The sequence below is a fragment of the Lactobacillus sp. ESL0681 genome, from assembly GCF_029392835.1.
Taxonomy (GTDB): Bacteria; Bacillota; Bacilli; order Lactobacillales; family Lactobacillaceae; genus Lactobacillus.
This window is the reverse complement of record NZ_CP113943.1, coordinates 1,652,388-1,671,938: the sequence shown is the minus strand read 5'-3', so window position 1 is coordinate 1,671,938 and position 19,551 is coordinate 1,652,388. Positions and strand designations below refer to the sequence as shown.

The window sequence follows — 19,551 nt, the reverse complement described above, 5'->3', positions numbered from 1 at the left end:
TAAGAACCTAAAATAGTTAATTATTCGGTTTTTAAGCAAAACAAAAAAGTTTACACTTGATTAAGCATAAACTTTCTGTAGAAAAAATAATTATTTAGCTTGGGAATCATGCAATAAAGTTAACATTCCGCCAAGTTCCAAAGCAAAATGCACTGTGTGTCCCTGTGCAATTGCTTTTGGTGCATTATTTGGACAAACAAATGTTGAAACAATGTCAATACCATCTGGTAGCGGCTTAATTTGATGCACCGCACCCACGTGCAAATTAAAATCATCGTGTACTAGGTAAGTCTCACCTGCCATACACATTGGGTGATCTTCCAGACGCTTAACTGGATAATAATCTGGAATTTCTTTGGCAGGCTTACCATATGTCAAAGTTGGCTCACCAAACATCCCAAAAGTTTCCATAATCTCTTGCTTGCCAGTGGATAACTCACCATTAACATAATAATGCTCAGGATTAATTTTAAAAGCTAGATCACCACCAGTAACGTTATTAATTCCTTGACCAAAACTTTGGATATCAACCCCACTAACTACCAAGTGAGTTGTAGCCGTTTGACAACCTTGCTCTTCAATTGGTACCTCATTATATTCATGCCAATGTTTATCAGAATCTAACAGAATATCATGATACAGATCAAGTGTTCCTTGTGACCCCAATTCACTATGTGCCTTAACCGCAGTAGCAATTGCTACTTCTGGTTCCAGCCAATTAACAGAAACTTTATCTAGATCGTTACCAGAATTATCTTTAATTTTGACTCCTAAGTCCATTAATTCGTGCAATACATGCAGTGAACGCTCATATTTTAACCGCTCTAAAACTGCTGGCTTAACCTCTTCATCATTAATAAAAGTTTGGATTTTAAAATTACTCATTTTAATACCTCCTAAATTGCTTTCATTATACTTGCTAACCATAGTAAAATGAAATAAGCAAACTCGTACAAAATGTCTAATAAGTAAATACGGAGGAATTACCATGTCACGCGATCCACGCTACACTAAGGCTGAACAAAAAATCCAGTATAGCTTTTTACAATTATTAAATAAAAACCAATTTGAACAAATTACCATCGATAAAATTATTAAGAACGCAAATATCAGTCGTGGTACTTTTTATCACCACTATCAAGATAAATATGATTTAGTCGAAAAAATGCAGGCTGCAGAATTAGCCAATTTTAAAAGTTTATTAGCCAAAAGAGTTGAAAAAATGCAATTTAATGAACAATTGGATATCTCTGGTTTGCAACAACAAGTTTTAACAAGCCTCCAAAAGAGTCGTAAACTCAGCCAAATAAAAGTTGGACAACGGAGTTTTACTCAATCCCTCTTTGAATTAGTTGAATATGAAATTACTAGCTATATCAGCAACCAACAGCTTAAATATATTGGTAATAGTAATGATTTAGCAATTGCATCGCATCTGCTAACTAACGTTATCTTAAGCTATGTGGATTATTTTAAAGATCAAGCTGTGTTACCATCACTTACCAAACAAAAGCAAACTTTGCAAACCTTTAACGGTTTACTAACTCGGGTTATTACCACAATTTAAATTATTCATTTTGATTATCAAGTCTCTGGCGCAGACGCGAAACAGCCTTTCTAGGACCAGTTAAGATTAAGCGATCGTCAGTTTCCAATCGTACATCATCTTGTGGCAATACAAGTTTACCTTGCCGTATAATCCGGCTAATAACAATATCGTCTGCTTCTGGTAAATCTGTAATCAACGTCTCATCATATGCAGCATTAGTCACTTTAATTTCAAATAAATCAGAATTAGTTGAGGTAATCAAATCAAGAATTTCCGGAGCAATAATCGCGGCCTTAAAGACACTAACACTGGTGTTAAAAGTATTGAAATATTCAATATCAAGTGTAGCTAATTTTTGTTCCATCTCACCGGTCTCATCAGGATCGGGATCACTAAGCCGCACTATGACACGTTCAACGCCGTATTTCTTAGCCGCAATTGCCAATTGGTAATTTTGTTTAGCATTTAAATCGGCAATAACTAAGATATCTGTATCAAAAATCCCTTGCTCGATTAATTCTTTTACAGCCAAAGAATCAAGTAGGTTGATCGGGGCAGTATGTTTAAAGCTATCATATACTTGCTGACGAGCTGTATACAATTGTACTTCATACCAGTCACTTGGCAGTTGTTTAGCAGTTTCAACTGATGCCATCGCAGTTCCAATAATGTGCACTTGCGTTTTAGCAACCTTGTCAGCAGCTGGTTGATATAACTTTTTGAACAGCAGTGGCCCTAATAAACAAGTAATTACAGCTGCTAAAATAAAGGCTCCTCCTTGCTGACTGTTCACCACATGAATGTTTTGCGCAATTGCTACCCCTGAAATAACTAAAGTCATTGTCGTTTCTACTAAAAAAGTACCAGCAAGAGCGTTGCGCTTAGTTGCCAGCTGCTTGAAGTAAAAATAAGCAGGTAACTTAGCTATTAAGAATGCTAATAATAACAATGGAATTAAAATTAAGGTTGACTTAGAACTCAGTAATTCTCTTAAATCTAACTTTACCCCTGTCAAAATAAAGAAAAATGGAATTAAAAAGCCATAACCGATTGCGTTCAACTTTTCTTGAGTAACCTTTTCTGGTTCAAGTAGCTTAACCACTATTCCTGCCAAAAAGGCACCTAAAATATTCTCTGCACCAACAGAGACCGCCAGTACCACTAAAATAATGATAATCAAAAAGGCAAACCGCATATCAAGCTGTGTGGTTTCTTTAGTTAATTTGCCAAAAATATTAAAGAAATTACGAAAACGCATCAATAAATAAGCTGCTGCCAAAAAGACTAACGACAATAGCCAAAGGGTTGCACCATTACCACTCTTTAGTGCGGAATAAATAGTTAGACATAACAAAGGAATAATTTCACCAAAAACGCCAAATAATAATAAACCTTGACCATAAGGCCGACCTAAAAGTTCATTTTCCTTCAGAATACTGATCATCACGCCTAGTGAAACTGTCGCAAAAATTATGGAAGAGAAAAATAGATCTGAAAACAAACCAGTAACCGCAAAAATCACGCCCAGAGCGATTGACACTACTAAAGTCAAAGCATAAGCCAAACTTGCTATCTTAAGAGGACTCTTTTGCGGCGCGGTTTTCGCCTTTTTAGCTGCTAACATGGTAGTTGGCTGATGATGTTTAAATAAAGAAAAATCAATTTCCATTCCGCTTAAAAATAACAGCATAATTGTTCCAAGAGTCGACAAGGTATCTAAAACTGAGTTGATATGAACCAAGTTCAAGCAACTTTTTCCCAATAAAACCCCAACAATAATTTCTGCAACCGTACTAGGAATCAAGGTTACCTTAAAACGAGCTAATAAAGTTGGTGTCAAAAAGGCTGCCAACGAAACAATCACTAGCGATAAATCCATAGTTTTACTCCTCTAATTTCTAAATTAACTGCTATAATATAACACTTATTCTTATAGAAATCCAAGTTAGCGTTAACTTAATTTATCACTAAATCATAACCGAGTGTTTTTTAGTGTCTTAAATTGTTTTACTTAGCCAAATATCACAAGTTGTATGCTGTGAATTGATCAACGGCTTTTCAAGTTGCTTAAAGCCTACATGATGATACAGCCCTAAAGCAGAGGTCATATTAGAAAGTGTTTCAATATATAGTTTATGATATCCCAAGTTCTTAGCTCTTTCTTCACACAATTGAAGCAGCTTCTTGCCAATGCCTTTGCCGCGTGTTTCAGCACTCAAATACAACTTTTGTACTTCGGCAACACCTTGAACACTGGTTTCTCCAATGCCGCAGCCACCAATAACTGTTCCATTATTAGTAACAACCAAGTAGGTTCTCTTGGGATTAGCTAAATAAAACTGCGACAAATGAGCTAATTCTGGATCATAGTATGCAGTTCCTGGTAAATTATCGTGGTATTCTTCTAGAGCTTTCTTAATGATTGTACAAATAGCTGCATCATCCTGTTTTTGAATTTCTCTAAATTGAACATTACTTTTCATGACTAGCATCTCCTTATAAATTAGCTCCGCAAATTAAAATTATCATATTAATTTAATAATATTCTTTTTTTGAAAAATTGCAATTCTAAGTTGAATACTTTATCAATTTACTGGTTCTAATCCCCGCGCAAAATAATCTTCCACACTCACATTGACTACTTCTTCATCTTGCAGCTTAATTGGCAATTTAGTAAATAAGTATTTGTAGCAAGTATACTTGGTAAAGAGATCCGCGCGTTCATTTACATGCTGGACTGTCTGCTTAATTTTAAATTGATCGCGCCATTTACATTCACCGATTAATAACTGCTTGCTATCCAATGATTCTACAACCACATCAATTTCTTGGACATTGCCCTGCTTATCTTTACCCCACCATTTACCAAAAGTCTTACCAATAAAAGGTAATTTATTCACTGCATTCATTCTTCGTAAGTATTGCCTAGTAATCTCTTCAAAAATTGGCCCAATAAAATCACTCAAGTCTTGTATTGCTGCCAAGCAATAAATTGTGCCATTTCCTTGTTCAATTTCACCACGCACACCAAAAACATAGCGATACCAAAAAGCTAAAAAATTTTCAGTTATTTGGTATTGGCTAGTTTTTTTCTTAAGTGGATTGGCACCAAACGGGACAACGCGTTCAACATAATTAAGTTCACGTAAGGTTACCAAATATCTTGAAACTACACTGCTTTCCAACTGTGTAAACCCAACAATTTCATTAAGAGTATTGGCACCACTAGCAATAGCTTGCAAAACAGCATTATAATTAGCAGGTTCTCGAAACTCTTGCTTCATTAATAAAGTTCCTTCATTAAATAAATAGCCAGTCATCTTAAAATATAAATTTTCCAAATTCTTTTGAAAATTCAGTTTGGGATTAATCAATGATAGATAATATGGCGTTCCGCCTACACACGCATAGTATTTAACTTTTTCCTCATTACTAGCAGTTGGATAGAATTTAGCAGCATCATAATAATCTAGTGGATTAACTTTTAATTGCCCAGTTCTCCTACCAAATAGTGGACTTTTTTTACCCAAAACTTGATTTTCCATAAAACTCATTGATGACCCACACAAAATCAAAAAAATATTACTCTGCTTAAACTGATAATCAATAACATGTTGCAATATTGAATTTAATGACTTATTCGCTGTTGCCGCATAAGGATACTCATCAATTACTAAAACTAAATGTGCTTGAGAAAACTTCTCAGCAATTATTGCAAATAATGCTGACCAATCTCTTACCGCTGGGAAATTTTGAATATCCAGCTTTTCCCCTAAGATCTGAGAAAATTTTTGTAAATTAAGTGAGTCATTTACCTCTTCAGCTGGAAAAAATAAGGAATTCTTATCCTTAATAAACTCGTTCAATAACGCAGTCTTGCCAATTCTTCTCCTGCCGTAAACAATAGCCATTTGAAATTTATTCTGCTCATACATTTCTTCTAAAGCAGCCAATTCTTTTTTACGTCCAACAAACATTTTTTACTCCTGTAAGTTATACTAATTTAGATTATTATAATCTAAATTAGTATAATTAAACAACAAATAATCTTAAGCTAAAAAATACTAATCTAAATTATTATAATCTAGATTAGTATCTTTAATTTTATTTATCGTTTCAATATGGCCAAATAAAAACTCCAAGCATAGCTACTGCTATTCCTTGGAGTTAATTAATCAATTCAAATTATTTTTTAGCTGCCGATTTTTTAAATAATCCCGACATATAAACTGCAAACAGTGCTACTAGACCAATGCTTACTAAAACGATAATATCTGTTTGCGTAGTAGCTGAACTACCACTAATATACAGATTATTAGTAAATAGATCCATCGCAAAGCGAACTGGTGTCCAGCTGTAAACCCCATTTCTAAAAATTGGGCTCAACATTTCTTTAGGATAAGTTGCCACTGCCATTGATAATAACCATATTACCATCAAGATTGGCTGACCACCCATACCAAACCAATTCAGCAGACAGGTTTGTAATAGATAAAGAACTGCAACTGTCAAAGCTAATGTTAACAAGAAGCTCCCAGTATTTTTAATTGGTACTCCAAACATAAGGTGTACAATTACAAAAATTGCTAAGGTCGCAATTACCGTAAGTAAGATACCACTCCCCATCTGATTGTTAACAGTCTTTAGACCAATCTTGCTATCTTCATCCAGTTCATGGTGTGATTTTCTTAAAAACATTGACGGCATAAATGATGAAATCCAAGCTAACATGACAAAAATCATTGGTGCCATTCCACTAATACTCTTGTCCGGGATTTTATTCTTTACTTTAGTCGTAACTTTAATCGGTTGATTAATCGTTTGCCATTGCGCAGAAGACAATGTTACCTTATTTTTGTCCAAAGTGGCTTGCATTTGCTTAGCTAAACCTTGACCCAAACCCTCACCAATTTGAGGTAAAGCTGTTGACAAAAGCGATGACGCCTGCATGTTAGAGCCTTGACTAATCAAAACGCGAATCTTGGCTTGAGCTGGTTTTTGAGCTACTAACTTCTTCGCTTCAGCAAGTTGAGCTTTAACTTGTGGACTAGTTTTTTGCTGCGCTGGCAACTTAGCTAGCTTAGCCTGCATAATTAGACCCTTTAGGTAATTTTGCTGCGTCGTCAAAGTATCATCAAAATCCTTATCGATAACTAAGGCACCATAATATTTTTTATCAGCAAAACCCTGCTTTAATTTACTTTCCTTATTGACATCAATAATCTTTAAAGTGGCATCAGAGTCAGAAAACTTGTCCTTTAGACTTTTAACTAGCTTTTTGCTGACCTTGCTGTGTGATTCATTGACAATTGCCACAGGCATTTCTTTTACTTTAGCAGAATTGCGTGCGCCAACTTGTGCTATTGACAATAATCCGACAAAAGCACAGATGATTACCATACACACCCAAAAGAATTTACTTTTAACAACTTTCCACATACTATCCTACCTCTTCTAAAAAACATCAATGTTAGCCATTTTACGCTTTTTGGTATATAATTTACGCAACATTTTGCCCAAAATTGTTGCAAGATAGGAAATTTATATGAATAATCAAACTAAAATCAATACGACCAAAAAAGCAATTATTGATGCCTTTGTTTTGCTTACTAAACAGGAAAAGCCTTGCACAGTTAACGATATTGCTCAAGCTGCCCATATTAATCGCAGTACGTTTTATCGTTATTTTGAAAATAAAACAGCACTGATTGAAGATTGTGAAAACACCATTATTAGCAAAATTGCAGGTATTTATCATCATGTTTTCACCCAAGAAAATACAGATAGTAATCGTAAATTAGCCCAAAATTATTTAGAAAAAGTTTTGACAATTGTCGAACAAAATCTTGATTTACTATACGTTTTATTCAAAAAAGTCGATAATTCACATTTTTATGTCAAATTTAAAGAATTGCTAGCAGCCGCTAATCATCGTTTCTTAAAGCACCTGCTAGATCCTAATGGACCACTTTCTCAAAAAGAATTCGAGCTATTAATTAACTATCGGAGTTCTGCAATCTTAGGCAGTATCGAATTCTGGAGTTATCATCCACAAGAGTACTCTCGCCAGGATATTGTTAATTTCATCAAAGTAGTTTCATATCGTGATTTACAGAATTATCAATAAAAAAGACATTCATTGTTATTGTTGACCGATTTTATTTTGCCTAGCAAACGCAATTGCTAAGCAGACAGCTAAGATAAGATAACAAACTAAATTGAAATAAAAAAATCCTGTTAAACTTTTGAACCCTACTAACTTTTGAATTAGCAAAGCTGAATACGGTGCCAAAGTCCCTGCTAAATTATAAGAAATCAGGATAATTGAGGTAGTCAAAGTATTCCCACTTTGACTACGATTGACTTCATTTAAAATCCAAGGAAAGAACAGCCTTACGCCAAAGCCAGTCAAAAAACCACCCATAATAGTTAGAATAGTTGTTTGAGCCACTGCAATCATTCCCATAGCCAAAGCCATGATTGCCATTGCTAACGGAACAATCCAATTGTTTATCTTGGCAAAAACCCGTCCAAAAATTCCACCACCAAGCATTGCACCTAAACTCAAAGCCAAAATTACATAACTCGCATCAGTTGCGCTACCATACCCAGCAGTAACAATCAATGACGATACCTTAATTCTCATAATCATATAAAGAGAAATAACGATGAATGTTAGTAACAAATACGGTATTAAAGTCCCAAAATTAGTCTTAGACGTTGAGTGTACTACTTTTGGCTCGGTTATTCGCGGAATTCTCGGTACATATAAAGTAAATAAAATTAGAGCTGGAAGCGTAATTGCATACGCCAAAAATGACATGTGCCAGTTAATCTTAACTAATTGTCCAGCAATAAAAGTTACTAAAACTCCTCCTAAGCCCTCAAAGGTGCTTTGCCATCCTAAGGTCGTACTGCGCTCATTGCCAGTATAAAAATAACTAATAATTGTTACTAGTAATGAATTAAATAGACCTACACCCAAGCCAAACAAAGCACGAGTTAACAACAAAACAGTAAAATTATTAACCGCGACTGGCGCTAAACCCGCAATAGCTGTTAGTGATACCCCAATTATAACCGTTGATTTTAAGCCGATTTTATTAGCTAATGGATTACTGATCAAAATACCAACTATTAAAAATAATGAAGGAACAGTTGTTAAAAACTCAATTGCTGTCAATGGGACATTAGGAAAAGCTTTAGCCAAGACCGGAATATTTCCATTAATTGCTGGAGCAGAAGCAGTAATAATTGATACTAGCAAAATAGACACTTTCATTAATGAAGGTTTTTTCGAATTCATCTAACTTTCCTCCTGAATTTGTTTAAGCCAATCCTCAAATTCTATTCGATTGGCAACTGCTTTTCGATCTTCAATCGTATAGTTTGGCAATAGTCGCAAATGAGGAATTAACTTGGTAATAACAGTTTGCGTTTCCCCAGCACCATACCCAGCATTAGTTGAAAAGTCTGCAATTGTTTTGCCAGCTAACTGCTTACCAAATTGCTCTAGAAAGCTCCGCATTGGATTAGCCAGCGTCATCGCCCAAACAGGATGTGCCAACAAGACCGTCTGATATTGCATCAAGTTGGGAATGTCAGCTGACTTAAGAGCTGGCCACGCCTGAGCCTCACGTTCACGTGTCGCCCGATCAACTGAAGCGCGATAGTTAGCTGGATAAGGCTCACATGCAACCAGTTCATAAAGATCCGCGGCTAAATATTCAGCTGCGACTTGAGCTTGCCTTTCAGTATTACCACTCCTTGAAAAATAAATAATTATTGTAGTCGCATTGGAACTTAATTTTCTAGTTGGCGCTACTAACGCATTAGTATCACAACCATCAGAAATTGCTCCTCGACCATATTGATATTGCATAAATTTACCTTCTTCAAAAAACATGACCAGCAGTCATTTTAAATTCAAAAATTAAGCGCCCTTTTCAGAAGCGTTTCACTTAAACTAAATATTTTGCAAAGATGTCCTCTAATTCTAGCTCACAAAAAGATTGTACTAAAGCTACCGGCTTAATCTTCTCTGGCATAATACACCAACTTAAAACAACCCCATATATTTGAATAATTAATGACTGAGCCAGTTGCTGTATTGGCGTTGATTCAGCCAACTTACCCAAGCTAACTAAATCTTCAAGTAACTCAACTAGTGACTTAATATCAAACAGCAATTTGTTACTGTTATTATCATTAGCCGAAATATAGCGCACCCACTGGCGTGCCAGCTGAACTTTAGCTGCTTCAATCACTTTCACAAAATCAACTAAGTACGTCGTAATGCTAGCAAGTGGATCACTATCCGGAGTAACCACGGTTTTTACATGAGCAAACCGTTGCTTACTCAATTCAAAAATCAAATCTTCCTTACGCTTAAAATAATTATAAAAAGTCCCCTTTGCAATGCCACTTTCTTTAACAATCTTGTCTACCGAGACATTTTCATAGCCATCCTTAACGATCAATCTTTCAGCCGCTGCCAGTAAATTTTGGTAGGTTTGCTTGGTATTATCTGCTCTTTTACCCATTTTATCCTCCTTTGCTTTAGATAATAACTCTTTCAAGTTTAAAAGTAAATGACCGTCGGTCATTTTTGATGTAACAAAAAAGCCATGATCACGTGCCATGACTTTATTAATTATTTGACAAAACCAACCTTATACCATAATTGACGACCATTGTTCGTCTCGGACGGCTTCAGCGTATATCCCGAAACCTTATTATTAACCGCATAAACCGTGTATGAACCCGATTCTGGAATCGCGTAAGCCTCTTCATTCATATATTCTTGCCACTCATGGAACTTGTCAACACGATATTTATGGTCAAAAGCCTTCTTGGAGTCCATTTGCTTAAGCAGCTGGTTGTTTTTCTTGGTTACAAATCGCGTATAATTCTTCGGTGAATCTTCAGAATATAGACTGCTTGGCGATGGTTCGCTATCTAAATGCCAACCAATCTGACACATATCAAAGTCATGGCTATCTCCTTCAAGATTATTAACGTACGTATTAAATTCAGTCAGGCGATTGCCAATTAACTTAACATTTAGACCAATCTTGTGCCATTGTTGCAGGTAGTTTTGCTGAATAGTGCTTTGCGCACTATCATCAGTCACCCGCGCCATATAACGAATTGTTAATGGCTTACCATTAGGCTGAACCCGCCACTTGCCTTTCTTCTTATAGCCTGCCTTATCTAATAAATCATTAGCCTTCTTTAAGTTATAAGAATAATGCTTGGCATCCTTATTAAAGTAATCACCATATTCCTTAGGAATCAAAGTCGGTACCCGAAAACTTAAGCCATGTGTATAGCGATCGTAAACTTTATCAACATTCATTGCATAGCCAATTGCCTGTCGCAGTGCCTTATTATTCATCTTAGCATTGGGATCCATGACATTGCGATCCTTTTTAGCATCCCATTTGCCTACCTTAAACCCAATAAAATTGTAATATAGTGGAATTTGGGCTACAAAGTTTACCCCTTTAGTCTTTTTAACCTGCTCCCATTGCGAATTAATTACCTGAGTAACATCAAAACTCTTGCTCTTAATTGCCTGTGAGGCTGAATTGGTTGCCAGCACTGAAACCACAATCTTATCTAACTTTGGTTTACCACGCCAATAGTACTTATTAGGTACCCAAGTAATTGATTCACCACGTACCAGTTTCTTCATCTTAAAAGCACCAAAATACATTGGATTCTTTCTAATCTTGTCTGATGATTCCAGCTTTGTAAACGGAACATCTTTAAGGTAATGATATGGCTCTGCCTTTTCCCAGATATAATTATTACCAGAATATTCCATCCCCGGCTTTAATTCCTTAACATGCAGCACTAACTTACGGCCATTCTCGCCGTCTGGCATTTCGATCCCAGAAATCGTCTTAGCTTGGCCTTCGTGATATGCTTTCATCCCCTCAATATTTTCAAATAAATTAGAATAATTTTGAGATTTGGTTTGTTTATTTGCCAGAATTTCGTATGGATATTCTAAATCCTTAGCAACAACTTGCTTACCATCTGACCACTTAACACCCTTTTTAACAGTAATCGTAATCGTGTTATTTTTCTTATCAATCCTTTGGGTAGCTGGACCCTTATCAGTAATCTTATAATTGTCATCGGTATCAAACAGGTTTTCGTTACCAGGACTAGCAATGTTTTGGTCAATAGCCGTATTGGATAATTCATTAGCAAAAATCCCGGTAAACGGCGTATCCGTTTCTTCAGCGACCTTGAGTGTACCACCATGCTTAATGGCTTTTACTGGAGTCTTATATGGAAACTTTTCTTCGACTTTTTTGCTAGCAGGTTTTCCACAAGCAACTAAAGTCAGAGCAGCCGAAGCTAATAAAGTGGTGGACATAATACTTTTCTTGATACTAGATTTCATTTTTTCTTCCTCAATTCCCAAATTTTCAAAATAAAAAAGCCCCATTCAATTTAATGAATGAGGCATAAATCCTTCTTAGTTAAGCCCCAATCATTAAAACGCAAACAAGGGCTTAACTTATAAAATTACTAAAAAGCAATTACTTAAGTCAAGTCCTTCGTTGCAACAACAAGGCTAATAAATCTTGAGCAGTGGTTATTCTAATCTTTATTTGTTTATTAAAATTATTGATTTTCATTAGAATTATCCTCCCAAAATTAACTTGTCTTTAATGTTATAAAACTAACTTTAAAATGTCAAGCGGAATTTTAAAAAATATTACTAGAATCAATTGCCACTTAGTATCTCAATTGACATCGTACGTTCTAGTTTCTACAATTAACTTAAATCGTTTTCAAAAAATGCTATGCTATATTATCCATGTTGGATAGAAATGGAGTAAATATGTCAATTCCTACTATTACTTTACGAGGTGGTATTGAATTACCTGCTGTTGGCTTTGGTACTTATCAATTACGCGCTAAATCTGGCGCTACTGAAATCAAAAACGCTATTAATAACGGCTATCGCTTAATCGACACTGCTTATAATTATGAAAATGAGGGCACGGTTGGACAGGCAATTAAGATAGCCAATGTTAGCCGTGACCAGCTAATCATCTCGTCCAAATTACCCGGACGCTACCATGAATATCAAGCAGCTCTTGATGCTATTGAAGAATCTCTTTATCGTGCAGATCTAGATTATTTTGATCTGTACTTAATCCACTGGCCTAATCCAATGAAAGATCACTACGTCGAGGCTTGGCAAGCTTTGCTAGAAGCTAAGAAACGCGGATTAATTCGGGCAGCTGGCGTATCAAACTTTCTACCAGAACACCTTGATCGACTTGAAGAAGAAACGGGCGAATTACCAGAAGTAAACCAAGTGGAAATTCATCCACTGTTTAGCCAAGCCAAACAACGACAATACGATCGTGACCACGAAATTGTTACTGAAGCTTGGAGTCCGCTTGGTGGAGCTGGCAAAAAGTTAAGTCAGCCGATTCGCGATCTACCATTAATTAATCAATTGGCTCACAAATATCATAAAGATGGTGGGCAAATTATGTTGCGTTGGGAATATCAGCTTGGAGTTATTCCTTTGCCACGTGCCAAGAGTAGCAACCATCAACAGGCTAACCTTGATCTATTTGACTTCCAATTGACAGCCGCCGAGATGGATGCAATTACTGATTTAGACCAACCTGATGCTCGTGTTTCTGGGCAAGATCCTCGTACTCATTTAGAACTATAATTTACTAATTAAAAACTCCTCCATGTATTGATCTGAACCCTAAAATTAAGACAAGCTAATTTCGGGGGTTCGTATCAACATGAGAGGAGTTTTTTTATTTAGTATTATGACAGATATTTTTCTGCCATTTGCACTGCTACTCGACCAGAATAGACGCAATAACCTGCTTCTGATCCTGGCACATTAACACCATAAGTATTGCCAACTAACACTGCCGCTGCATCATTACCCACGGCATATAAACCAGCAAGTTTACGACCGTTAGCATCAAGCACCTCATTTCGTTCATTGACTCGCAAACCACCCATTGTGCAATACGCACCAACACCTAATTCAATTGCATAAAACGGTGCTTGACTTACAGAAGTTAAATATTGGACTGGCTTTTCAAAGTCAAGGTCTTGCCCCTGCTCACAAGCATGGTTATAAGCTTTAACCGTAGTTGCCAATTCAGGTAAGTCTATCTGATTCGCTAATTCGGCAACTGAATCAGCCTTAGTAATAAATGACCGCTTTTTATCGACTGCTTCAGTTAACATTTTTGGCAAATTAGCCAATTTAGTCTTTGTCGATAATGGCTTTAAGCTGCGTGGTAAACTGCCATTAGTAAACTTATCAATAATGCCCTGATCTAAAATTGCATAAACTCGTTCTTGGCGAATAATTGCATTGCCTGCATGTGCCCAATTATCAAAGACATTTTCTTTAACAAAGCGTTCACCAATTTCATTAACCCAGAGTGGCGCCTGCTCAGCCGAAGCAATGCCTAAATCTGACTTCCAATATTGATAAGATGGCACAGCGGATTCTTTAATCTGCCCACCAAACATCATTGCCATGCCTAAACCAAACTGTTTGGCTCCAGCTTTCCAGGCCATTGTTAAACCATCACCTGTATTTTTACCAGAATTTACTGGCACGATGCGATTAGCATTTTCATTAAAGTACTTAGCAAGCATTTTTTGATTATTTAAATAACCGCCCGTAGCAATAATTACAGCTTTAGCCATAATGGTCGCCACCGTATTACTTTCAAAATCCTGAACCTTAACCCCAGTAACTTGCTTATCTTTGCCAATTACTAAATCAGTGACAGTTGCTGATTTAATAATTTCAACTCCATGTTCACGTGCAAATGGTTCTAAACCTGCATGTATGGCCTTATTACCCAAACCGGAAAATAAGTGCCAAGTATCAATTCCTGAACCTAACGTTGCAACATTGTCAAACTGGACTCCTTTAGCCTTCAACCAATCAATATTAGCGGCACTCTGCTTAATATATTCGCGCCAAATTTTGGTATTGGCCTTGTAATGAGAATATTCTTGTTCATCATGTAAAAGTTCGGCTTGGTTGATCTCAATTCCTTGCTCTCGTTGCATTTTTGAATCTACTGCAAAGACACCTTCAACATAGTTGCCGCTACCACCAGTCGAACGCCCTTTTTCAATCACTAAGGCTTTCAAACCTTGATCAGCTGCTTGAGCCGCCGCAGACATTCCTGACAGACCACCACCAACAATTACTACATCATATTCACTATTCTTAGCTAACATCTTCTACCTCTATTTCTAAGCGCCTTCAATTAATTATAAACTTTAAATATTATGGTAGCAATGTTTCTCAGCAATATAGTTATATAAACACTTGATAGCAAATTTAGTTCTTTCTTATCCATTAATATTTCGTTATAATAGTTATTACAGAACAGCTAAGTGGTGGCTTTTCTTCTTAAAAAGAGGTGGTGCTTATGGTGTGTATTTACACCAAACACAAATTCTCAATGAAAGGAGGATAGCCCAATATCCTATGGATATTGTTACTCTGCTCTTGCAACTAGCGGCAACTGTCTGGGCTGGTTATGTTTTGGTCAATTCTTTTACAGAACTGACTAACGCCTTAACTACTTGGACAGCAGCAATTGCAAGACTGGTTTCCGTAATTAAGCAATTTTTTACGAGAAACAAAAAGTAATCACTTTGGCTTGGGTGAGCTAGTGATTACTTCGTTTACACATTAGTTTGTCACCACTTTAGCAGTGGTTTCTGTAAGGAGTTCTATGTCCAGTAGAACTCCTTTTCTTTTGTTATTATAGCACATTATTTCATTTTTTTAAATTATCGATTCTTCCAAAAATAACCTTTTTAACTCATTCATTTTTCGTTATAATAATTATTAACAGAACAGCTAAGGCGGTAGCTATTTTCCTTTAAAGGAAGTGGTGCTTATGGTGGTTATACACCTAACACAAATTCTATTGAAAGGAGGTAGCTATAGTGTCTGTTGCAGATGCTATTCAATTAATGCTTTCTTTTGGCACTTTTATTGTTGCTTTGATCGCATTAATTGTTGAACTGATTAAAAATCAGTCAAAAAAATAAATCGCCTTAGCTCTAGTGAAGCTAGCGATTTATAGTCTTTATAATTAAACTAACAAGCTACCGCCTTATGCGGTTTCTGTAAGGAGTTCTACTTGCAATAGAACTCCTTTTCTTTTGTCATTATAGCACATTATCTCTGTGATTTAAATTACTGATTCTTCGGAAAATAACCTTTTTAACTCATTCATTTTTCATTATAATAATTATTAACAGAACAGCTAAGTGGTGGCTTTTTCTTCTTAAAAAGAGGTGGTGCTTATGGTGTGTATTTACACCAAACACAAATTCTGAATGAAAGGAGGATAGCCCAATATCCTATGGATATTGTTACTTTACTCTTGCAACTAGCTGGGCTGGTTATGTTTTGGTCAATTCTTTTACAGAACTGACCAATGCCTTAACTACTTGGACAGCTGCTATTGCAAGACTGGTTTCCGTAATTAAGCAATTTTTTACGAGAAACAAAAAGTAATCACTTTAGCTTGACAGAGCAGTGATTACTAAGTAATTATTATATTTGTCACCACTTTAGCAGTGGTCTCTGTAAGGAGTTCTATTTCCAGTAGAACTCCTTTTCTTTTATCATTATAGCACATTATTTCAATGATTTAAATTATCGATTCTTCCAAAAATAACCTTTTTAACTCATTCATTTTTCATTATAATAATTATTAACAGAACAGCTAAAGTGGTGGTTTTTTCTTCTTAAAAAAAGGTGGTGCTTATGGTGTGTATTTACACCAAACACAAATTCTCAATGAAAGGAGGATAGCCCAATATCCTATGGATATTGTTACTCTGCTCTTGCAACTAGCTGCAATTGTCTGGGCTAGTTATATCTTGGTCAATTCTTTTACAAAGTTGACCAATGCCTTAACTACTTGGACAGCTGCTATTGCAAGACTGGTTTCCGTATTAAAGCAATTTTTTACGAGAAACAAAAAGGGCTGTACACTTTATCCTGTTGATGAATACCTTGTGGTATCTTATTAACAGGATATTTTTTTTGCAAAAAAGAGGCCATAGCGCCTCACTTATATTTCCTAATACCACTCAAGAAAGATGGGAGTTTTACTATGTCCTCTATTGATAACTATTCTACTAAACTTTTGCTTGATATTAAAGATAATAATCTGACTTTTTCCAATTTTTATCTAGCTGACGATCAGGTCACCAAAATCCTGGTTGCCGAACTTAAACTTCCTTGGTCTACTTGCCCTAACTGTCGTTACCCCTTAGTTCATAATGGCCATTACGTTTCCCATGTTCGTTATTTGTCAGCTAATGCCTCTAAGCCGCTTCAAATTGAACTGCATAAACAACGTTTATACTGCCAGTCTTGTCACCATTCTTTTATGGCCAATAGTCCTCTAATTGACAAGCATTGCTCGATTGCTAATCCAGTCAAGCAAAAAATCATTCAAGACTTAACTACTGATCGGGCAATGACTGACATTGCTCAGTCTAACCATGTTTCTGCCAACACGGTTTTACGCACTTTTACTAAGTTTAAACACCTGCCACAAGATACTGATTATAACTACCTGCCGGAACATCTTGGTGTCGATGAATTTCGCGGGGTTGGCCGCCAATTACATTTTATCTGTGTAGACGATGATACTCATGAAATTATTAAAATTCTGCCCACTCGTTTAAAAAAGGAGATTATGGCTTGCTTTAAAAAATTTCCTCTGATCGTTAGAAGCCGAGTCAAAACTATTACTATGGATCTCAATGCTTATTATCAAGACTTGGCTCAGGAACTTTTTCCTAACGCACAAATCATCATTGATCGGTTTCACATTGTGCAAATGCTTAACCGCTCCTTTAACCAACTTCGCGTCCAAACGATGAAGCAGTTTAAGCATTCTGATCGCCGTTATAGCTTGCTCAAATATTACTGGAAGTCCTATCTAAAGCCATATAACCAGTTGGAAGTTAAACAAGTTAAGTATTACCAGCACTTAAAAGACCGCTTAACCCAGGAACAAATTGTAGAAGAAGGCTTGGCTGTTAGTCCTAAATTGCGTGCTACTTATGATTTGATGCAGGACTTCAGACAAGCTTTAGCTAACCATAACCCTAAGCAAATGAGTCAGTTATGTGATGAAGATGTTGCTCTCGGTGAGCAGATGAAAATAACGCTTAAGACCTTTAAGCATAATCGCAAAGCTGTACTTAATGCGGCTACTTCCAAGTATTCCAATGGCTGCGTCGAAGGAACTAACCGCAAGATTAAGCAAATTCAACGCACGGCTTATGGCTATCGTAACTTTTCCAACATGACTGCTAGAATTAGGTTAGAAGCAAAAAATGCCATACTAAAAGAAAACAATTTAAGCATGATTGCTTAAAGTGCATCTAATTCATTATTTATCTTCATCAACAGGATTTGACAAAGAGCCACAAAAAGTAATCATTTTGGCTCGGGCTGAGTTAATGATTACTTCGTAGTCTTATTACTTTGCCACCACTCTAGCAGTGGTTTCTGTAAGGAGTTCTATTTCCAGTAGAACTCCTTTTCTTTTATTATTGTAGCACATTATTTCAATGATTTAAATTACTATTCTTCCAAAAATAACCTTTTTAACTTATTCATCTTTCGTTATAATAGTTATTACAGAAACAGCTAAGGCGGTAGCTATTTTCCTTTAAAGGAAGTGGTGCTTATGGTGGTTAAACACCTAACACAAATTCTATTGAAAGGAGGTAGCCATAGTGTCTGTTGCAGACGCTATTCAATTGATGCTTTCTTTTGGCACTTTTATTGTTGCCTTGATCGCATTAATTGTTGAACTGATTAAAAATCAGTCAAAAAAATAAATCGCCTTAGCTCTAGTACAGCTAGCGATTTATCAAATCGTAATTAAGTTTTATCTACCGCTTTATGTGGTTTCTGTAAGGAGTTCTACTTGCAATAGAGCCCTTTTTCTTTTTGCTATTATAGCACATTTTGTTTCAGGGTAAAATACACCAGCACCACAACTACAATATTTCTTATTCCAAATAGAGTCTAAGCCCTATTATAAAAAGCCTATAACTTGTTGCTAACTGTGATTTTAAAGCGCTATAATTAAATAAGATTTAACTAAGGAGCTTAATAATGACTAAAAATGTGGTAATAGCGCAATTCCTCACTAACATGTATGACACTCAGCGTGGGCAAATATTACAAAATGTTGACGCTACTGACATAACTAAAGATTTATATGAATCTGTGGCTAGGTTCGATACAGAATTACATACGATTATCAACTTTAAAAATCCGACAACTCCGCCACCACTGGAAAAATTAATAACTGTTGAACCATTCAAGCATTACTTAAATAACAAATTATATTTTTTACGCTGGGAAGTTACCTTCGATTATTTATTAAAGCATCCTGAAATTAATAAAGCAGCGTTAGTCGATGCTGGCGATGTAGAAATGATGAGTTATCCCTTTGATGATATTAACGAAGAAATCATTTATGTCGGCGATGAATATAGTGATCTTACTGATAGCATCGTTATAAACGATATTAAGCCTCCTTATTTAAACAATTTCATCCAGAAAAATCGTCACTTACAATTATTAAATGCTGGAGTTCTGATCGGTACCAGAAAAACTCTGTTAGAGTTCTTGGCGATTCTAATTAAGTTAATCGTTGAAGATGCTAGAAATAAAAAATTTTATCCAGATCAAGATCATTTAGGTAACCTTGAAATGTCGCTTATTAACTACGTGCTATACCGCTTCTTCCCAGATCGGATCCAACACGGTCGTAAAATTACCAATAAATTTAAATATGATGACCGCGATAGTCAAGCCTGGTTCAAGCATAAATAGTAATCAAACTTTATCCTAAATAAGTCTTAGCCAAGCAAAAAGCTCCGAAATAAATCGGAGCTTTTTATACTTATCCATC

At 35.9% G+C, this 19,551-nt stretch carries 19 protein-coding genes; 9 read left to right on the top strand and 10 right to left on the bottom strand.

From position 1 onward, the window contains the following. Nucleotides 1-90 precede the first annotated feature (90 nt). A complete protein-coding gene (locus OZX59_RS07920; RefSeq protein WP_277125829.1) occupies nucleotides 91-885 on the bottom strand; it encodes a hypothetical protein in 795 nt (264 codons plus the stop codon). A gap of 103 nt (nucleotides 886-988) precedes the next feature. On the opposite strand from OZX59_RS07920, the gene OZX59_RS07915 reads away from it, so the two are divergent. Further along, nucleotides 989-1,567 (top strand): TetR/AcrR family transcriptional regulator, encoded by a 579-nt coding sequence (locus OZX59_RS07915; RefSeq protein WP_277125828.1) that lies wholly within the window; start codon nucleotides 989-991, stop codon nucleotides 1,565-1,567. A 1-nt stretch (nucleotide 1,568) separates the two neighbouring features. Here OZX59_RS07915 and OZX59_RS07910 read toward each other — a convergent pair whose 3' ends face one another. The 4 genes from OZX59_RS07910 to OZX59_RS07895 form a co-directional block, all read right to left on the bottom strand. Continuing rightward, nucleotides 1,569-3,428, bottom strand: coding sequence for a cation:proton antiporter family protein (locus OZX59_RS07910; RefSeq protein ID WP_277125827.1), 1,860 nt, complete (start codon nucleotides 3,426-3,428; stop codon nucleotides 1,569-1,571). 118 nt (nucleotides 3,429-3,546) lie between these two features. Next, nucleotides 3,547-4,032 carry a GNAT family N-acetyltransferase gene (locus OZX59_RS07905; RefSeq protein WP_277125826.1) on the bottom strand — a complete coding sequence of 162 codons (486 nt, stop codon included), beginning with the start codon at nucleotides 4,030-4,032 and terminating at the stop codon, nucleotides 3,547-3,549. 102 nt (nucleotides 4,033-4,134) lie between these two features. After that, nucleotides 4,135-5,526: an ATP-binding protein gene (locus OZX59_RS07900; protein ID WP_277125824.1), complete on the bottom strand. Its 1,392-nt coding sequence runs from the start codon at nucleotides 5,524-5,526 to the stop codon at nucleotides 4,135-4,137. A gap of 208 nt (nucleotides 5,527-5,734) precedes the next feature. Continuing rightward, a complete protein-coding gene (locus OZX59_RS07895; protein ID WP_277125823.1) occupies nucleotides 5,735-6,988 on the bottom strand; it encodes an ABC transporter permease in 1,254 nt (417 codons plus the stop codon). A 106-nt stretch (nucleotides 6,989-7,094) separates the two neighbouring features. Between OZX59_RS07895 and OZX59_RS07890 the strand changes: the two genes are divergently transcribed. Further along, complete coding sequence (locus tag OZX59_RS07890) at nucleotides 7,095-7,676, top strand: TetR/AcrR family transcriptional regulator (protein WP_277125822.1); 582 nt, start codon at nucleotides 7,095-7,097, stop codon at nucleotides 7,674-7,676. A 15-nt stretch (nucleotides 7,677-7,691) separates the two neighbouring features. Here OZX59_RS07890 and OZX59_RS07885 read toward each other — a convergent pair whose 3' ends face one another. From OZX59_RS07885 to OZX59_RS07870, 4 genes are all read right to left on the bottom strand, one after another. Further along, nucleotides 7,692-8,855 (bottom strand): MFS transporter, encoded by a 1,164-nt coding sequence (locus tag OZX59_RS07885; protein WP_277125821.1) that lies wholly within the window; start codon nucleotides 8,853-8,855, stop codon nucleotides 7,692-7,694. Continuing rightward, entirely contained in the window at nucleotides 8,856-9,431 is a 576-nt protein-coding gene (locus tag OZX59_RS07880) for a flavodoxin (RefSeq protein ID WP_277125820.1), read from the bottom strand. 79 nt (nucleotides 9,432-9,510) lie between these two features. Next, nucleotides 9,511-10,092, bottom strand: coding sequence for a TetR/AcrR family transcriptional regulator (locus tag OZX59_RS07875; RefSeq protein WP_277125819.1), 582 nt, complete (start codon nucleotides 10,090-10,092; stop codon nucleotides 9,511-9,513). 110 nt (nucleotides 10,093-10,202) lie between these two features. Then, a complete protein-coding gene (locus OZX59_RS07870) occupies nucleotides 10,203-11,966 on the bottom strand; it encodes an oligopeptide ABC transporter substrate-binding protein (protein ID WP_277125818.1) in 1,764 nt (587 codons plus the stop codon). A gap of 444 nt (nucleotides 11,967-12,410) precedes the next feature. On the opposite strand from OZX59_RS07870, the gene OZX59_RS07865 reads away from it, so the two are divergent. After that, nucleotides 12,411-13,262 (top strand): aldo/keto reductase, encoded by an 852-nt coding sequence (locus OZX59_RS07865; RefSeq protein WP_277125817.1) that lies wholly within the window; start codon nucleotides 12,411-12,413, stop codon nucleotides 13,260-13,262. Between the two features lie 104 nt (nucleotides 13,263-13,366). Here the strand turns inward: OZX59_RS07865 and OZX59_RS07860 are convergent, their stop codons facing one another. Continuing rightward, nucleotides 13,367-14,818: an FAD-dependent oxidoreductase gene (locus OZX59_RS07860; RefSeq protein WP_277125816.1), complete on the bottom strand. Its 1,452-nt coding sequence runs from the start codon at nucleotides 14,816-14,818 to the stop codon at nucleotides 13,367-13,369. A gap of 199 nt (nucleotides 14,819-15,017) precedes the next feature. Here OZX59_RS07860 and OZX59_RS07855 point away from each other — a divergent pair, with 199 nt between their 5' ends. The 6 genes from OZX59_RS07855 to OZX59_RS07830 all read left to right on the top strand — a co-directional run bounded on the left by OZX59_RS07855 (nucleotide 15,018) and on the right by OZX59_RS07830 (nucleotide 19,472). Continuing rightward, nucleotides 15,018-15,236: a hypothetical protein gene (locus OZX59_RS07855; protein ID WP_277125815.1), complete on the top strand. Its 219-nt coding sequence runs from the start codon at nucleotides 15,018-15,020 to the stop codon at nucleotides 15,234-15,236. Nucleotides 15,237-15,538: 302 nt separating this feature from the next. Beyond that, nucleotides 15,539-15,643, top strand: coding sequence for a putative holin-like toxin (locus tag OZX59_RS07850; RefSeq protein WP_348635956.1), 105 nt, complete (start codon nucleotides 15,539-15,541; stop codon nucleotides 15,641-15,643). Between the two features lie 729 nt (nucleotides 15,644-16,372). Beyond that, nucleotides 16,373-16,636, top strand: a complete 264-nt coding sequence (locus tag OZX59_RS07845; protein ID WP_277125814.1) for a hypothetical protein — start codon at nucleotides 16,373-16,375, stop codon at nucleotides 16,634-16,636. A gap of 83 nt (nucleotides 16,637-16,719) precedes the next feature. After that, nucleotides 16,720-17,997: an ISL3 family transposase gene (locus OZX59_RS07840; RefSeq protein ID WP_277125813.1), complete on the top strand. Its 1,278-nt coding sequence runs from the start codon at nucleotides 16,720-16,722 to the stop codon at nucleotides 17,995-17,997. Nucleotides 17,998-18,361: 364 nt separating this feature from the next. Further along, nucleotides 18,362-18,466 carry a putative holin-like toxin gene (locus OZX59_RS07835; RefSeq protein WP_348635956.1) on the top strand — a complete coding sequence of 35 codons (105 nt, stop codon included), beginning with the start codon at nucleotides 18,362-18,364 and terminating at the stop codon, nucleotides 18,464-18,466. 280 nt (nucleotides 18,467-18,746) lie between these two features. Continuing rightward, nucleotides 18,747-19,472: a hypothetical protein gene (locus OZX59_RS07830; protein ID WP_277125812.1), complete on the top strand. Its 726-nt coding sequence runs from the start codon at nucleotides 18,747-18,749 to the stop codon at nucleotides 19,470-19,472. Nucleotides 19,473-19,551 lie beyond the last annotated feature (79 nt).

Excerpts from the sequence above, each read along its gene's own strand:
- OZX59_RS07920 (WP_277125829.1), bottom strand. The coding sequence starts at position 885 with ATGAGTAATTTTAAAATCCAAACTTTTATTAATGATGAAGAGGTTAAG.
- OZX59_RS07915 (WP_277125828.1), top strand. The coding sequence starts at position 989 with ATGTCACGCGATCCACGCTACACTAAGGCTGAACAAAAAATCCAGTAT.
- OZX59_RS07910 (WP_277125827.1), bottom strand. The coding sequence starts at position 3,428 with ATGGATTTATCGCTAGTGATTGTTTCGTTGGCAGCCTTTTTGACACCA.
- OZX59_RS07905 (WP_277125826.1), bottom strand. The coding sequence starts at position 4,032 with ATGAAAAGTAATGTTCAATTTAGAGAAATTCAAAAACAGGATGATGCA.
- OZX59_RS07900 (WP_277125824.1), bottom strand. The coding sequence starts at position 5,526 with ATGTTTGTTGGACGTAAAAAAGAATTGGCTGCTTTAGAAGAAATGTAT.
- OZX59_RS07895 (WP_277125823.1), bottom strand. The coding sequence starts at position 6,988 with ATGTGGAAAGTTGTTAAAAGTAAATTCTTTTGGGTGTGTATGGTAATC.
- OZX59_RS07890 (WP_277125822.1), top strand. The coding sequence starts at position 7,095 with ATGAATAATCAAACTAAAATCAATACGACCAAAAAAGCAATTATTGAT.
- OZX59_RS07885 (WP_277125821.1), bottom strand. The coding sequence starts at position 8,855 with ATGAATTCGAAAAAACCTTCATTAATGAAAGTGTCTATTTTGCTAGTA.
- OZX59_RS07880 (WP_277125820.1), bottom strand. The coding sequence starts at position 9,431 with ATGCAATATCAATATGGTCGAGGAGCAATTTCTGATGGTTGTGATACT.
- OZX59_RS07875 (WP_277125819.1), bottom strand. The coding sequence starts at position 10,092 with ATGGGTAAAAGAGCAGATAATACCAAGCAAACCTACCAAAATTTACTG.
- OZX59_RS07870 (WP_277125818.1), bottom strand. The coding sequence starts at position 11,966 with ATGAAATCTAGTATCAAGAAAAGTATTATGTCCACCACTTTATTAGCT.
- OZX59_RS07865 (WP_277125817.1), top strand. The coding sequence starts at position 12,411 with ATGTCAATTCCTACTATTACTTTACGAGGTGGTATTGAATTACCTGCT.
- OZX59_RS07860 (WP_277125816.1), bottom strand. The coding sequence starts at position 14,818 with ATGTTAGCTAAGAATAGTGAATATGATGTAGTAATTGTTGGTGGTGGT.
- OZX59_RS07840 (WP_277125813.1), top strand. The coding sequence starts at position 16,720 with ATGTCCTCTATTGATAACTATTCTACTAAACTTTTGCTTGATATTAAA.
- OZX59_RS07830 (WP_277125812.1), top strand. The coding sequence starts at position 18,747 with ATGACTAAAAATGTGGTAATAGCGCAATTCCTCACTAACATGTATGAC.